This is a genomic window from Paraburkholderia sp. BR13444, from assembly GCF_040948755.1.
Taxonomy (GTDB): domain Bacteria; phylum Pseudomonadota; class Gammaproteobacteria; order Burkholderiales; family Burkholderiaceae; genus Paraburkholderia; species Paraburkholderia youngii.
Map to the genome: position 1 here is coordinate 21962 of NZ_JBFPKM010000024.1, position 15525 is coordinate 37486.

A 15525-nucleotide genomic window follows, 5' to 3' on the forward strand; every position below is an offset into this window, starting at 1 on the left:
CGACGTAATCAGCGAGGTAAACAAGCCATGACTGCATTCCTGCAAATCCAGCGTCTGCGCAAGACCTACGACGACGTCGTCGCCATCGACCAGGTTTCCCTCGATGTGCGCAAGGGCGAATTCATGACGTTTCTCGGACCGTCCGGTTCGGGCAAGAGCACGACGCTGTATATCGTCGCGGGCTTCCAGGAGCCCACTGACGGCCGCGTGCTGCTCGACGGCAAGCCGCTGCTGGCGGTCGCGCCGAACAAGCGCAACATCGGCATGGTGTTTCAGCGCTATACGCTGTTCCCGCATCTGACCGTGGGCGAGAACGTGGCGTTTCCGCTGCGCGTGCGCCGGCGCCCAGAAGCCGAGATCAACGCGAAAGTCGACAAGATGCTCAAGCTCGTGCACCTGTCCGAGTGCCGCGACCGGATGCCCGCGCAGCTGTCGGGCGGGCAGCAGCAACGCGTGGCGATCGCCCGCGCGCTGGCCTACGATCCGCCCGTGCTGCTGATGGACGAGCCGCTGTCCGCGCTCGACAAGAAGCTGCGCGAGGAAATCCAGCTCGAACTGCGCCGCATCCATCAGGAAACCGGCGTGACGATCCTCTACGTCACGCACGACCAGGAAGAAGCGCTGCGGCTGTCCGACCGCATCGCGGTGTTCAACAAAGGCCGCATCGAGCAGGTGGGCACCGGTGAGGAGCTGTACGCGAACCCGGCGTCGCGCTTCGTCGCGAGCTTCATCGGCAATTCGAATTTCTTGCCGGTAAAGGTGACGAAGAATTGCGATGGCCGGCTGAACGGCGTGTTTCCGAACGGCCATCAGATCGCCGCGAATGACTTCAATCCGGTGCTCAGCGCCGGCGACGACGGCACCTTGATGATCCGCCCCGAGCAGATGCGCATCAGCGCGCTGCAAAGTGCCAGCGGCACGAGCGGCCTGCCCGTGACGGTGCGTGATATCACGTATCTCGGCGACGCGATGCACTACGCGGTGGCGACCCCGTGGCAGCAGGAAATCTCGATCCGGATGCCGGCCGCGCATCGGCACGACAGCGGCATCGCGATTGGTACCCAGGCGCTCGTCGACTGGGACGCACGCGATGTGCGCCTGTTCGCTCAAGCATGACGGCGACTGCCATGAGCGGCGCACTGCCATCGCTGAAGGTTCAACGCCCGACGACCACCTTGCGCGAACTCGCGCTCGAGAAGATGCGCACGGCGATCCTGGAGGCCCATTTCCATCCTGGCGAGCGGCTTGTCGAGCGTTCGCTGTGCGAGATTCTCGGCGTGAGCCGCACCGTGGTGCGCGAGGTGTTGCGGCACCTGGAAACGGAAGGGCTCGTCGACTCGATACCGAACCAGGGGCCGATCGTCGCCGTGCTCGACTTCGATACGGCGGCGGAGATCTACGAAATACGCGCGCTGCTCGAAGGCGAGGCGGCGATGGCGTGCGCGAAGCATGCGAACGAGCAGACGGTTGCCGATCTCGCTGGTTTCATCGAACAAATCCAGACGGCGTTCGAAGCGCAGGATCATCCGGCCGTCAGGGCGCTCACTACGGCCTTCTACGAACGCATGTTCATCGCGGGAAAAAAGCATGTGGCCTGGGAGATCGTGCAGTCGTTGACCGCGCGCATCAACCGTCTGCGAGCGCTGACGATCGCTTCCGACGACCGCGGCCGCCAGGCCGTCGACGAGATGCATCGCATTCTCTCGGCCATCGCGGCTCGCGATAACGCCGCCGCGCGCGAGGCCGCGATCGCGCATGTGCACCGGGTGGCCGAAATCGCCCGCAAGCTGCTGGCCGAAGGGCATGAGCAGGCGGTGTGGCGTCAGGCGGGCTAGCATTTTTGTGTATCAAAGGAAAGCAACGTGGAATTGAAGACCCTGTTGAAGGACGCGGCGCTTCTGCGCGATCAGGCTTATATCGACGGGCAATGGTGCCCGGCCGACTCGGGTGCGAGCTTCGACGTATTGGACCCGGCAACGGGCGCAACGCTGGGCAGCGTTCCGTTGATGGGCGAGGCCGAAACGACGCGGGCAATCGATGCGGCAAACGCCGCGTGGCCAGCGTGGCGAGCCCGCACAGCCAAGCAGCGCTCGGTCGTGATGCGCCGCTGGTATGAGCTGATGATCGAGAACGCCGACGACCTCGCGCTGATCCTGACGGCGGAACAGGGCAAGCCGCTCGCCGAAGCGAAAGGCGAAATCGCTTATGGCGCATCGTTCATCGAGTGGTTCGCCGAGGAAGGCAAACGCGTGGCCGGCGACACGCTCGCGACGCCGGCATCGGACAAGCGGCTCGTCGTCCTCAAGGAGCCGATCGGCGTGTGCGCCGCGATCACGCCGTGGAATTTTCCGAACGCGATGATTACCCGCAAGGTGGGCCCGGCGCTTGCGGCGGGCTGCCCGATCGTCGTGAAGCCCGCCGAAGCCACGCCGTTCTCCGCGCTCGCGCTCGCGGTTCTGGCCGAGCGGGCCGGCGTGCCCAGGGGCGTGCTCAACGTCGTGACCGGCGATCCGAAGGCAATCGGCGGCGCGATGACGAGCAGCCCGGTGGTTCGCAAGCTGTCGTTCACCGGATCGACGGGGGTGGGCAGATTGCTGATGGCGCAAAGCGCGCCCACGGTGAAGAAGGTCACACTCGAACTGGGCGGCAATGCACCATTCATCGTGTTCGACGATGCCGATCTCGACGCCGCGGTGGAAGGCGCGATTGCATCGAAGTACCGCAACAACGGGCAAACCTGCGTGTGCACGAATCGCTTCTACGTGCATGCGCGGGTCTACGACGCGTTCGCGTCGAAGCTGGCTGCGGCAGTCGAAGCCCTGAAGGTTGGGCATGGCATGGAGGGCGGCGTCACGCTGGGTCCGCTGATCAACGACGCGGCGGTCGGCAAGGTCGAAGCGCACATCGCCGATGCGCTCGGCAAAGGGGCGACGCTTGCCACGGGCGGCAAGCGCCACGCACTCGGCCACGGCTTTTTCGAGCCCACGGTGCTGACCAACGTTACAGCGCAAATGGCCGTGGCGAAAGACGAGACCTTCGGCCCGCTCGCGCCGCTGTTCCGTTTCTCTAGCGACGAAGAAGTGGTGAGGCTCGCCAACGACACCGAGTTCGGACTGGCCGCCTACTTCTATAGCCGCGATATCGGCCGCATCTGGCGCGTGGCCGAACAGCTCGAATACGGGATGGTGGGCATCAACACCGGCCTGATCTCCAACGAGGTGGCGCCGTTCGGCGGCGTGAAGCAATCGGGTCTCGGCAGGGAAGGCTCGCACTACGGAATCGACGATTACCTCGTGATCAAGTACCTGTGCATGGCGGTTTGACCTCGGTCCGATAGTCAGCGCGCGGCACGGTCAAGCGTAGAATTGCGGGCGCAGCGGCGAGCCGATTCGTCGCCTGACCGGAGACCGATGGCTGATGGAAATCAAGTGGATCGAAGACTTCATCGCGCTCGCCCGCTATCAGAGCTTTTCCCGCGCGGCGGAGTTTCGCAACGTCACGCAGTCGGGATTCAGCAGACGGATTCAGCAGCTCGAACAATGGGTCGGCGCCGATCTCGTCGATCGCAGCGGCTTTCCGCCGACCTTGACTCCGGCAGGCCAACTGTTTCGTGACGCGGCCGAAGACATCCTCGACAAGCTGTTCGACACGCGCGCGATCATTCGCACCGAACAGCGCATTGCCGGCACGAGCCTGCAGATCGCGGCGGGCCACACGATTGCGCTGAACTTCCTGCCCGCGTGGCTGCGCACGCTGTCGAAGCATGTCGGGGAAGTGCGCGCGCGCGTGATTCCGGCGAACGTGCACGATTCGATACTGATGCTCGTCAACGGCAACTGCGAGCTGATGTTCGCTTATCACCATCCGCAGCTGCCATTGCATCTCGATCCGACTCGGTACGAATGCGTGACCGTGGGCGTCGACACTTTCATGCCGGTATGCAGGCCCAATCAGCGGCTTGCGCACGTGTACCGTCTGCCCGGCGTGATCGAACATCCGATGCCGTTCATCGCCTACACCGAGACCAGCTACTTTGGGCGCTGCTTCGCGTTGCTGATGGAGCAGAGCAAAGCGTCGCCCGCGTTGCATCTTCACTATGAGTCCGACATGGCCGAGGTCGTGAAGAAGCTCGTGCTGGAAGGCGAGGGCGTCGCATGGTTGCCGAAGAGCTCGATCGCCGCCGAACTCGACAGCGGCGAACTCGTCGCCGCCGGCCGCTCGGAATGGCAACTGCAACTGGAGTTGCGCGTGTACCGTGACGTGACGAATCGCAGCGAACTTCTCGATACGCTGTGGCGGCATCTTCTGGCTTCGTCGGGGCCCGCCGGGCAGCGCTGATAGGGTTATCCCGCGTTATGCGAAACTTGCATAGCCATATGCAACACTAGCATTCAAGGCGGTTCTGCCGTCTCTAGAATTCCGTCCAGACACAAAAGCGGTGCATCCACATGCGATGTGCCGGCCATTCCCGAGCGCGCGCCGGTCGATGCCGACCGTTCGTGCGCCATCCCTGGACGGAGACACATGAAGAATCGGCTTACCCTCTACATCCTCGCCGGCATGCTGCTCGGCGTGGCCGTCGGTTATGTCTGCCATCGCACCGCGGCCGATGCCGCGCACGCGAAGGAGATCGCCGGCTACTTTTCGATCATCACCGATATCTTCCTGCGGCTCGTGAAGATGATCATCGCGCCGCTCGTGTTCGCCACGCTCGTGTCGGGTCTCGCCGGCATGGAAGGCACGAGCGACGTGCGCCGCATCGGGCTGCGCTCGATTGCGTGGTTCCTGTGCGCGTCGCTGTTCTCGCTCGCGCTCGGCCTCGTGCTCGCGAATCTGCTGCAACCGGGCGCGGGCTTGCACATGGCCCAGACGAGCGCTGACGTGGCCACTGGCCTCAATACGTCCAGCCTCAACTTCAAGGACTTCGTCACCCACGCGTTCCCCACCAGCATCATCGATGCGATGGCGCGCAACGATATCCTGCAGATCCTCGTCTTCTCCGTGCTGTTCGGCATCGTGCTCAGCGTGATCAAGTCGGACCCGCGCGTCGCGCCGCTGATCGCGGGCGTCGAAGCGCTCGTGCCCACCATGCTGAAGTTGACCGATTACGTGATGCGTCTCGCGCCTCTCGGTGTGTTCGGCGCGCTGGCCTCGGCGATCACGGTGCATGGCCTCGACGTGCTGACCACCTACGGCAAGCTCGTCGCGAGCTTCTATACGGGGCTCGCGCTGCTGTGGGCGGCACTGATCCTTGCCGGCTACGCGTTTCTCGGCAAGCCGATCTGGGCCTTGCTCAAGGCGATCCGCGAACCCGCGATGCTGGCGTTCTCCACCGCGAGCAGCGAGGCGGCGTATCCGCGCCTGACGGAGAAGCTGGAGGAATTCGGCGTCGACAAGAAAGTGGTCGGCTTCACGTTGCCGCTCGGCTATGCGTTCAATCTCGACGGCTCGATGATGTATCAGGCGTTCGCCGCGATCTTCATCGCGCAGGCGTTCGGCATCGACATGCCGCTCGGCACGCAGATCGTGATGCTGCTGGTGCTGATGGTCAGCAGCAAGGGGATGGCGGGCGTCGCGCGCGGCTCGGTGGTGGTCGTCGCGGCGGTGGCGCCGATGTTCCACCTGCCACCATCGGGCGTCGTGCTGGTGCTCGCGATCGACCAGATTCTCGACATGGGGCGCACCGCGACCAACGTGATCGGCAACAGCATCGCGACGGCAGCCATCGCGAAGTGGGAAGGCAAGCGCGTGGCGCGCCAGCAGCGCCGCGCGGCGATCGGCACGGCTTCGTTCGGCCAGTTCGAAGGCGAGACGAAATGAGCGGCATCGATGCAACCGCTGCCACGAACGCGCGCAAGTTCGGCGTGGTGGGCGGGCTCGGCCCGCTCGCGAGTGCCGACGTGTTCTTCAAACTGATCAAATCGACGCCGGCCACGCGCGACGCCGAGCACTTCGATGCGATCTTCGAGCAGCAGCCGTTTCGCAGCGCCGATGCCGACAGCGAGACGCTGACGCAGCGCAAGCTGTACATCTTCGATCTGATCAGCAGCTTCGAGAAGCGCGGCGTGACGACGGTCGTGCTGCCGTGCTTCCTGAGCCATACGTTCATCGACGAACTGAAAGCCAATTCGCCGCTGCAGATCGTCGATATGGTCGATGCGGTGCGCAGCCACGTGCGCAGAAGATTTCCCGCGGTGCGCCGCGTGGGCGTGCTCGCATCGGCCTATACGCGGCGCAAGCGTCTGTTCGAGAAGTGCTTTGCGGCGCCAGAATTCGAAGTGATCCACCCGCGCATCAGCGACGGCACTGATTTCGTCACCGAAGCCGTCTATGGCGAGGATGGCGTGAAGAGCGGTAATCTGCGTGGCCGTCCGGTCGAATTGCTGCGCGCGGCTTGCGAGGATTTGATCGCGCAGGGCGCCAATGTCATCGTGCCGGGGCTCACCGAAATCGCGCTGGTCGCGGATGAACTGGGTGCGTTGCGCGTGCCGCTCGTCGATTCGAACCTGGCTTACGCGCAATACGTCGTGTCCGGCCAGTACCACACGCCCGAGACGATCTTCAAGGTCGGCGTGGTGGGCGGCGTGGGTCCAGCGGCCACCGTCGATTTCATTCACAAGATCGTGCGTGCGACGCCCGCGCAGCGCGATCAGGACCACATCAAGCTGCTCGTCGAGCAGAACCCGCAGATCCCGGATCGCACGGAGAACCTCATTGGCGATGGACCCGATCCGACCATCTCGCTGTACGCGACCTGCAAGAAACTCGAAACGGGCGGCGCGGATCTGATCGCGATCCCGTGCAATACCGCGCATGCCTTCGTCGAGCGGATCCAGCCTTATCTCGGCGTGCCGATCGTCAATATGCTGACGGTGACCGTGCGTTATCTGCGCGAGTCGTTTCCCGCGCTGCGCTCGGTCGGCGTGCTCGCGACCTCCGGCACGCTCGCGAGCGGCGTCTACCAGAAGGCGCTCGAATCGCAGGGCTTGCGGCAGGTCGTGCCGGCACCCGCGCTGCAGGCGCGCGTGATGGACGCGATTTACGGCAAGGACGGCGTGAAGGCCGGATTCACCTCGGGGCAGTGCCAGCAAGACCTCGCCGCGGCGATCGACGGACTGATCGCCGAGGGCGTCGAAGTGATCGTTCTCGGCTGCACGGAACTGCCGCTGCTGCTGCGCGAGCCCTATGTGATCGGCGCGAACGGCGCGCGCGTGAGCGTCGTCGATCCGACCGATGTGCTCGCGAAGCAGTGCGTCGCCTGCGCGACAGCGCCGCCTCGATAACCCAACCGCATCACCCATTCAACGCGACGGACCTGCACACGACGTGTGCCGGATGACCCCGCTCGCCTGTCGTTTTCAGAACCTGAGAGGAACTCATGCTTGCACCGACCGAACGTATCGAACACGACCTTCTTGGCGATCTCGCCGTGCCCGCGACCGCGTACTACGGCGTACACACGCTGCGCGCGCTGCAGAACTTTCCGATCACCGGTCTTCCGATCTCCGTGTATCCGAACCTCGTCAATGCACTGGCGAGCGTGAAAGAAGCCGCCGCGCTTGCGAATCACGATCTCGGCCTGTTGAGCGCAGCGAAGCTGCAGGCCATCGTGCATGCATGCAGGCAAGTGCGCTCAGGCACTGCGCACGAGCATTTCGTCGTCGATGTGATTCAGGGCGGCGCGGGCACGTCGACCAACATGAACGCGAACGAGGTGATCGCCAATCTCGCGCTCGAACATCTCGGGCGACAGCGCGGCGAATACGCGATTCTTCATCCGAACGAGGATGTGAATCTCGGCCAGAGCACCAACGACGTTTATCCGACCGCGCTGAAGATCGCCACGTACGCGGGAATCATGCAACTCGTCGATGCGATGGGCGTGTTGCGCGCATCGTTCGAACGCAAGGCGGTGGAATTCGGCAACGACCTGAAGATGGGCCGCACGCAGCTTCAGGACGCGGTGCCGATGACGCTCGGCCAGGAGTTCAGCACCTTCGCGGTGATGCTCGGCGAAGATGAAGAGCGGCTGAAGGAGGCCGCCCAACTGATCTGCGAGATCAACCTCGGCGCGACCGCGATCGGCACCGGCATCAACACGCATCCAGAATACGCACAGCTTGCCTGCAGGCACCTGAGCGAAATAACCGGTATTGCGTTGACCACGTCACCGAACCTGGTCGAAGCGACGCAGGATGTCGGCTCGTTCGTGCAGCTTTCCGGCGTACTGAAGCGCGTCGCCGTCAAACTGTCGAAGACCTGCAACGATCTTCGCCTGATTTCGAGCGGCCCGCGCGCGGGCCTCGGCGAAATCAACCTGCCGCCGGTGCAGGCGGGTTCGAGCATCATGCCGGGCAAGGTGAATCCGGTGATTCCCGAGGTCGTCAACCAGATCGCGTTCGAAGTCATCGGCAACGATGTGACGGTGAGCTTTGCCGCCGAAGCGGGTCAGCTGCAGCTCAACGCGTTCGAACCGATCATCGCGCACAGCCTGTTCAAGAGCGTCGCGCATCTGCGCGCGGGGTGCCTCACGCTCGCGTCAAAATGCGTCGACGGCATCACCGCGAATCGCGAACGGCTGCGCGCGATCGTCGAGAACTCGATCGGCATCGTGACCGCGCTGAACCCATACATCGGCTATACGCACTCGACCGAAGTCGCGAAGGAAGCGCTGGCGTCGGGCAAGAGCGTGGCGCAGATCGTGATCGACAAAGGGCTGCTGAGCCAGGCGCAGCTCGACCAGATCCTTCAACCGGCCATGCTGACGCAACCGAGAAAAATGTCCCCGGCGGAATGAGCGACGAAGGTTTTCCCAGTGACAGGTCGCGTGTATACGCACGCGACTCATTTAAACGATGGTGGAGACGAAACATGAGCATCAACACGATCAATCGAAAAGCACTGCGGCTGTGCGGTTCGGCGGCACTTCTGATTGCGGCACTTGCCGCGGGTACCGGCGCGCAGGCGGCCGACGCGTCATCGCAACAGGCAAGCGCCGTCACCGCAATGCCGCGCGTTCTGCTGCTGGCCACCGGCGGCACGATCTCGGGGACCGCCGATCCGCGCTCGGCAATCGGCTACAACTCGGGCAACGTGAAGGGGCAGGAACTGGTGCGCGGCGTGCCGGGCATCGAGAAGCTCGCTAGCATCAACGCGGAGCAGATCTCGAACGTCGGTTCGCAGGACATGAACGACAAGATCTGGTTGCAGCTTGCGCGGCGAATCGACGAGGCCTTCGAGCGCAACGAGGCCGACGCCGTCGTGATTACGCACGGCACCGATACGATCGAGGAAACCGCGTTCTTCCTGAACAACGTGCTGCACTCCGACAAGCCGGTGGTACTGGTCGGCTCGATGCGCCCGGGCGGCTCCACCAGCGCCGACGGCCCCAACAATCTGTACGAAGCCGTCGAAGTGGCGGCGAGCCCGCAGTCTCGTGGCCGAGGCGTGATGGTCGTGATGAACGATCAGATTCACGCGCCGCGCTGGATCACCAAGACCAATACCACGGCGGTACAGGCGTTCGCGTCGCCGAACGCGGGCGCGATCGGTTATGTCGATCCGGCCAGCGTGCGCTTCGTGATGCCGGCGGTGCAAGCGACGCGCACCGCGCTGAGCCTGCCCGCGAACGGGCAATTGCCGCGCGTCGATATCGTGTATGCGCATAGCAACATGGATGGCCGCCAGATCGAGCATGCGATCGCCGATGGCGCGAAGGGCATCGTCGTAGCTGGCGAAGGCGATGGTGACATGTCGAAGGAAGCCCTCGCGGCGCTCGACCGCGCGGCGGCAAAAGGCATCGTGGTGGTTCGTTCGACGCGCCTCGTGTCGGGATTCGTGAACCGGAACGTCGAGGTGGACGACGACAAACGCGGCTTCGTCGCATCGCTCGATCTGAATCCGCAGAAGGCGCGCTTGCTGACGCAGTTGCTGGTGGCCAACGGCGTGACCGATCCGGTCAAGGTGCAGCAGGCATTCAGCGGAACGTGGTGATGGGTTGGGGGCGGCTCGGCATCGCAAGCGACGGATAGCCGCTCTAGCGCCCCTCCATCAGCGACGAAAGCAGCTTCAGCAGGCTATCGATATTGACGGGTTTGACGAAGTGATAGTCGAAGCCCGCCGATTGTGCGCGCAGCCTGTCGTCCGTCTGACCGTATCCGGTGATCGCGATCAGCAAGGGCTTCGCATCGCCTTTGCGGCGAAGCTGCCTAGCCAGTGCGTATCCGTCGATATCCGGCAAGCCGATATCGAGCAGCGCCACGTCCGGCGCAAAAGACGGTGCCGCGTCCAGCGCCTCGGCTGACGAATACGCGACGCGGGCCACATGCCCTTCTGATTCGCACAGCATCGCGAGTGAATCGGCGGCGTCGCGATTGTCATCGACGACCAGCACGCGCAACGCGGTTCGCGCGTGCCCCGGCGCGGGCTCCGACAGCGCGACCGCCGAATGGCGTTCATGGTGGTGCAAACGCGGCAGTCGGACCGTCACCGTGGTGCCGAGATTGGGGCCTTCGCTGTGCACGGCGATCGTGCCGTTGTGCATTTCGACGAGCTTCTTGACCAGCGACAGTCCGATGCCGAGGCCGCCATCCGAGCGATCGAGCGTGCGTTCGCCTTGCGAAAAGAGCTCGAACACCTTCGGCAGAAGCTCGGCCGAAATGCCCGTGCCGGTATCTTGCGTGACGATGGAAACCCATTCGCCGTCGGCCGCCACGTTCACCGTGATATGCCCGTTCTCCGGCGTGTACTTGCTCGCGTTGTTCAGGATATTGACGAAGATCTGCGAAATCCGCGTGATGTCGCCGCATACCCACGTGGTCGGGTCGCAAACACTGACGTGCAACTGCTGATGACGAGCTTCGGCCATCGCCGCGATCGCCTCGACAGCGTGATAGACGGCCGTGCCGACCAGAACGGGCTCGAGTTGCAGCACGATGCGGCCTTGGGTGATGCGCGACACTTCGAGCAGATCGTCGACGATTCGCGTCATGTGCTCGACCTGCCGGCGCATCAGGTTGATCAGCTCGTGGGGGCGTGAGCCCGTGTCGGGCTGCTTGTCGAGCAATGCGATGGCAGTGCGTAGTGGCGCGAGCGGATTGCGCAGTTCGTGCGCGAGCATCGCGAGAAACTCGTCCTTGCGGCGATCGGTTTCGCGCAGCATCAGTTCGAGCTGCTTGCGCTGGGTGATGTCGATCACGCTGGCGATGATGCGCAACGGCTTGCCGTCCGCGCCTCGCTGAAGCAGCGCGCTGCCGTGCATCCATTGTTCGCCGTACGCGTTCTGCAAGCGGAATTCGAAGTTCGCGACCGGGTCGTGGCCTTCGGCCAGTCGGCAGACATATTGTTCGAGCATCGCGCGGTCGTCGGGATGCACGTTGCGCAGCGCCTCGTCGTAGCTGAGCACATGGTCTATCCGCGGTGCGTGGCCCTCTTCGAACGACAGCGTGCGCGAGGTCAGGTCGAAGCAGACGATGTTCAGCCGCGCCGCCTGCATCGCGACGGACAGACGCAGGTTGCGCGCTTCGATCGCCAATTGCGCTTCATACTGAGGCGTCACATCGGTCGTTGTGCCGAACCACTCCTGGAGTTTGCCGTGGCTGTCGAACAGGGGCGCCGCCTGCGCGTGCATCATCCTGTACTGGCCGTCGTGACGCCGCATGCGGAACATGAGCGATCCGGGCGCGCGTCGCTGCAGCACATCGACCCACCCCTGCCTTGCCGCCTCGCGGTCGTCCGGGTGAACGTAGTCGAGCCATCCCCAGTCCGCCAGACGGACCGCGCCGTCGCCCGTGAAGCGGCTCCAGTCCTCGCCTGCGGGCCGGATGTCGCCGTTCGGCTCGGCCGACCATACGAGTGCGCCCGTCGATTCCACGAGCACCCGATAACGCCGTTCGCTGAGACTGAGTTGCTCTTCGGCTGCCCGCTCCTTGCTGATGTCGAAGGTCACGCCGTACACATGCGCGAGCGTACCGTGCTCGTATTCCGCGTGGCCGCGCATACGCAACCAGCGTGGTGAAGGCGATCCACCGTCCAGCACGAAGTCGAATTCGAAGGGACCGCCGTGTTGCAGAGCGTCATCGACCTTCCGCTGGAATAGCGCCCGATACTCCGGTTCGACACGGTTCTCCAGATCGGATAGCGCAAGCGCATCGGTGCCGGGTGGAAACCCGTACAGATCCGCGAGTTGCGAGGTCATTCGCACGACGCGGCGCTTCATGTCCCATTCCCACGCACCCATGCGAGCGCCGTGGAAGGCAGCCTTCAGGCGTCGCTCGCTCGCTTCGTACATGGCCCACGCGTGACGGGCTTCGTGGATATCTGTCGCGACGCCCACCGTGTCGCCGATGCGGCCATTCGCGTCGCGCTCGGCTTGAAGATGCAACACGTGCCAGCGATACTCGCCGTCCGCGCGCAGCAGACGCACTTCGACATTGCCGAGCAGCGTGCCGTCCCGCATCTGCCGCACTGCGTCGAGCACATGATCGATGTCGTCGGGATGAACGAAGGTCTTCCAGTGCATCCCGACCAGTTCAAGGGCGGGAATGCCGAGATACCGTGATGTCCACGGGTTGGCGTAGCGGACGACGCCGTCGCGATCGGCACGCCAAACGAATGAAGGAAGGAAGTGAGCAGGATCGTTCATCAGCGTCCTTGCATCGGTTTCCTCTGCGGACATGGCGCCGAGGATGATCCAGCGCTGCGCACATGGTGTGCCTGCTTACATTAGCTAGCCCGAACTGCCAAACACGATGTTTGTACCATGCGAATGTTCATGCGGTAAAGGCGAGCCAGACAGTCGGAGATATAGACGGATGCCGCGATGGCATTGAACTTGCTCAATTGTGCATATCAAGCCGGCGGTTTCGCCGCAATGAACGCGTGCGTCATTTCCGCTTTGAACGCATCCGAGACGGGACCACCGGCCATCCAGAAGGAGACAACGATGAATCACCCCGAAAACAGCAAGCCGCAGGAAGGTCAGCCGCGCGATGCGGCTGGGATGAGCGAAACCTACGTGCCGTCATACCGTTTGTTGTTGAAAGAGCCGACCGTACTGCTTGCTGGCAACCCGATCGACCGCACGGATGTCGCAACCGCAGCGATCCTGGGCTACAACTGACGATCGCGCGCGATGCGCCGGTCCTGCATACATAAGTTACAAAGCCGCGCGTAGCGCCTCATCGGCAACGGCAAGGCGCAACGCAATCGTCTTCACGAGAAACCGATGCAACTGTTGCGCGGTTGCCGGGTCCTGCTGTTCGAGTTCGAGCAGCCGGGAGATCGACAGGCGGTACACGCGCGTCGGTGCCTCGGCAATCACGTCCGCGCTGCGCTGCTGCTGCGTGTACACCGCCATTTCCCCCACTACCGTGCCCGGGCCGAACGAGCGCAGACGCGCCGAGCGGCCATCGGCGAGCGGCAGCGAGATCGCGACACGTCCTTGCTCGACGAAATACAGCGCATCGCCCGGCTCGCGATGACGAAACAGTGCCTGGCCTGAAAGCAGATCACGCATCTCCAGACTCGCGACCAAGCCGTTCAACGCACTGGCCGTGAAATGCGGCTCGAGCATCGCACGCAGATCGCCGCCATGCGCGAGCGCGAGCGAGTTCGACGCTAGCAGTTTGTCTTCGATCCACTCGAGACCCGCATCGAGCGTATCGAATTGATGGATCTTCAGATTGAGGGTGCCGGTCTTCTCGAGCAGATCGCGCGAGCGCGGCGGCAGCGCGGTCAACACGAGGTCCGCGTTCTTTGCCGCGCAGAGTTGCCTGATCTTGACGAAGCTGATGGATACCGAGGCATCCATGCCATGTGTCGCCGCAAAGTCCAGCACGACGAAACGGACTTGCACGGGACTGTTTGCATTGAAGCGTTCCCGCAGGCGCTGCAGAATCGAATTGGCCGTGCCGAAAAAGAGGAAGCCTTGCAGGCACATTCCGCATACCTGGGAGCCGATGGCACGCAGCGCCTGGGTGTCTTCGATGCTGCGCTCCACATTCGAGGACCGCGCGCGCAGGTCGAACTCCATGCGTATGCAGCCGACCCGGCCGTAGAGCAGCGTGAACATCACACATGCCGCAACGACGCCCACGACTACGCCGACGATCACGCCATAAGCGGCGATCGTGCCGAGAATCACGGGCACGAGCAGATACTCATACCAGTTGAGCCTGGTCCAGGCGCCCGCGAGCCAATGCACGAGCAGACGCAGCCCCATGAACAGTTGAAGGCCGACCAGCACCGGCACCGGAAACAGCGCCACGATGTCGGGCGAGGTGGCGAGCACGACCACGCACGCAAGCGACGCGAACACGCCCGCCACCCGGCTCGTCGCGCCCACCCGCGCATTGAGCATCGAGCGATTGAACGACTGGTAGCCGACCATGCCGCCCAGCAGTCCGCTCGCGAGATTGGCGAGGCCGGCGGCGCGCATCTCGCGATTGAGGTCGACGTCCTCTCCGGTGGCCGTGCCGATCGCGGTCGAATTCATCAGGATGGTCACGGCCGATACCGACGTCACCACCAGACTCTCGGGAAGATGCGCGCCGACCGCCGACCAGTCGATGGCGCCTTGTCCGAGCCTCGCGGCCAGGTGCAGCTCCGGCAGCCCGGCAAGGTGCAGCTTGACGCGCGGCAGCAGCAGACCCATGCCGCGCGCGTCGTCGATCGAAATTCCGGCAACCTGTAGCAGAACGTAGAAAAGCACGACACCGAAGGCCAGCGTGAGCGGCAACGCGGCAATGTGCTGCCACGTACGCATCAGAACCGTGGCGAGCACGCCGACGACGAGCGCCGGAAGCCATGTGATCCAGTGAAGGTGCGCGAGCAACGCGAGCGTGTGCCACTCCAGCGGCTGGCCCGTCAGCACGCGGAACGCCCCGGCGAGCAGCAGGTAGCCCGTGCCGGCGAGAAACCCGCCGAGCACCGGATAGGGCAGGAACTGCAACGAGCGGCTGCGCCTGGACGAGCCGATCGCATAGAGCGCGATGCCCGTCATCACCGAACAAAGCGCGATGGCGATCAGCACCGTGAGGATCTGCGTCTGCGGTGAGCCGCCGTCCGCGCGCACGCTGCTGGCCACACCCGCCGCCACGCCCGCGAGAAAGGCCGCCGCGTTGCTGTCGGGGCCGCCGATGTTGATGCGCATCGAACTCGTCAAGGCGATCACCAGCGCCGTGACGACACAGCTCACGAGCGCGGTGGGCACGCCCAGCATCGCGTAGCGCGCAAGATCGGCGCTAAAGATCATCGTGCCGAGGCTCATCGCATAGCACAGCATGACGAGCGTCGATACGGCGCCCGCCGCCACGTCGCCTGGCAGGCCCGCCAAACGCGAGCGCAGCGCGACGTCGGAGACGGAAACGGTCTTGCCCGGCTTCACGTGGATTCCCGGTCGAATGCGAGGGCGCCGCGAGGCGCGCCAGCCAGTATCCTGCGCGGCTCGAACGGCTGTCAAACGCGATGCAGCGTGCTGATCGGACACCTACACTGGTTATTCATCGGCCTCGTAGCTGGCGGCTC

General features: G+C 63.9%; 11 protein-coding genes. 9 read left to right on the forward strand and 2 right to left on the reverse strand.

Translation table 11 applies throughout. The features are described from left to right. The first annotated feature begins 27 nt into the window (after positions 1–27). From AB3X95_RS36775 to AB3X95_RS36810, 8 genes are all read left to right on the forward strand, one after another. Positions 28–1116 (forward strand): ABC transporter ATP-binding protein, encoded by a 1089-nt coding sequence (locus AB3X95_RS36775; protein ID WP_368623817.1) that lies wholly within the window; start codon positions 28–30, stop codon positions 1114–1116. 11 nt (positions 1117–1127) lie between these two features. Next, the gene (locus AB3X95_RS36780; protein ID WP_176368688.1) at positions 1128–1835 is read left to right on the forward strand and encodes a GntR family transcriptional regulator; all 708 of its coding nucleotides are present in this window, start codon (positions 1128–1130) and stop codon (positions 1833–1835) included. Between the two features lie 27 nt (positions 1836–1862). Continuing rightward, on the forward strand, positions 1863–3323 hold the full coding sequence (locus AB3X95_RS36785; protein WP_368623818.1) for an NAD-dependent succinate-semialdehyde dehydrogenase: 1461 nt from the start codon (positions 1863–1865) through the stop codon (positions 3321–3323). A 94-nt stretch (positions 3324–3417) separates the two neighbouring features. After that, complete coding sequence (locus AB3X95_RS36790) at positions 3418–4338, forward strand: LysR substrate-binding domain-containing protein (protein WP_176125506.1); 921 nt, start codon at positions 3418–3420, stop codon at positions 4336–4338. Between the two features lie 186 nt (positions 4339–4524). Further along, positions 4525–5820 (forward strand): dicarboxylate/amino acid:cation symporter, encoded by a 1296-nt coding sequence (locus tag AB3X95_RS36795; protein WP_184227762.1) that lies wholly within the window; start codon positions 4525–4527, stop codon positions 5818–5820. Next, the gene (locus tag AB3X95_RS36800) at positions 5817–7283 is read left to right on the forward strand and encodes an aspartate/glutamate racemase family protein (protein WP_184227763.1); all 1467 of its coding nucleotides are present in this window, start codon (positions 5817–5819) and stop codon (positions 7281–7283) included. The genes AB3X95_RS36795 and AB3X95_RS36800 overlap by 4 nt, the downstream gene beginning before the upstream one ends. 95 nt (positions 7284–7378) lie before the next feature. Further along, complete coding sequence (gene aspA, locus AB3X95_RS36805; protein WP_368623819.1) at positions 7379–8797, forward strand: aspartate ammonia-lyase; 1419 nt, start codon at positions 7379–7381, stop codon at positions 8795–8797. A 74-nt stretch (positions 8798–8871) separates the two neighbouring features. Beyond that, positions 8872–9993, forward strand: coding sequence for an asparaginase (locus tag AB3X95_RS36810; RefSeq protein ID WP_368623820.1), 1122 nt, complete (start codon positions 8872–8874; stop codon positions 9991–9993). A gap of 43 nt (positions 9994–10036) precedes the next feature. On the opposite strand, the gene AB3X95_RS36815 is transcribed toward AB3X95_RS36810, so the two are convergent. Next, entirely contained in the window at positions 10037–12643 is a 2607-nt protein-coding gene (locus AB3X95_RS36815; RefSeq protein ID WP_368623821.1) for a PAS domain-containing protein, read from the reverse strand. Between the two features lie 300 nt (positions 12644–12943). On the opposite strand from AB3X95_RS36815, the gene AB3X95_RS36820 reads away from it, so the two are divergent. Further along, entirely contained in the window at positions 12944–13120 is a 177-nt protein-coding gene (locus AB3X95_RS36820; protein WP_176125512.1) for a hypothetical protein, read from the forward strand. 36 nt (positions 13121–13156) lie between these two features. Here AB3X95_RS36820 and AB3X95_RS36825 read toward each other — a convergent pair whose 3' ends face one another. Further along, positions 13157–15385 (reverse strand): SulP family inorganic anion transporter, encoded by a 2229-nt coding sequence (locus AB3X95_RS36825; RefSeq protein WP_368623822.1) that lies wholly within the window; start codon positions 15383–15385, stop codon positions 13157–13159. Between the last annotated feature and the right edge of the window lie 140 nt (positions 15386–15525).

Excerpts from the sequence above, each read along its gene's own strand:
- AB3X95_RS36775 (WP_368623817.1), top strand. The coding sequence starts at position 28 with ATGACTGCATTCCTGCAAATCCAGCGTCTGCGCAAGACCTACGACGAC.
- AB3X95_RS36780 (WP_176368688.1), top strand. The coding sequence starts at position 1,128 with ATGAGCGGCGCACTGCCATCGCTGAAGGTTCAACGCCCGACGACCACC.
- AB3X95_RS36790 (WP_176125506.1), top strand. The coding sequence starts at position 3,418 with ATGGAAATCAAGTGGATCGAAGACTTCATCGCGCTCGCCCGCTATCAG.
- AB3X95_RS36795 (WP_184227762.1), top strand. The coding sequence starts at position 4,525 with ATGAAGAATCGGCTTACCCTCTACATCCTCGCCGGCATGCTGCTCGGC.
- AB3X95_RS36800 (WP_184227763.1), top strand. The coding sequence starts at position 5,817 with ATGAGCGGCATCGATGCAACCGCTGCCACGAACGCGCGCAAGTTCGGC.
- aspA (WP_368623819.1), top strand. The coding sequence starts at position 7,379 with ATGCTTGCACCGACCGAACGTATCGAACACGACCTTCTTGGCGATCTC.
- AB3X95_RS36810 (WP_368623820.1), top strand. The coding sequence starts at position 8,872 with ATGAGCATCAACACGATCAATCGAAAAGCACTGCGGCTGTGCGGTTCG.
- AB3X95_RS36815 (WP_368623821.1), bottom strand. The coding sequence starts at position 12,643 with ATGAACGATCCTGCTCACTTCCTTCCTTCATTCGTTTGGCGTGCCGAT.
- AB3X95_RS36820 (WP_176125512.1), top strand. The coding sequence starts at position 12,944 with ATGAATCACCCCGAAAACAGCAAGCCGCAGGAAGGTCAGCCGCGCGAT.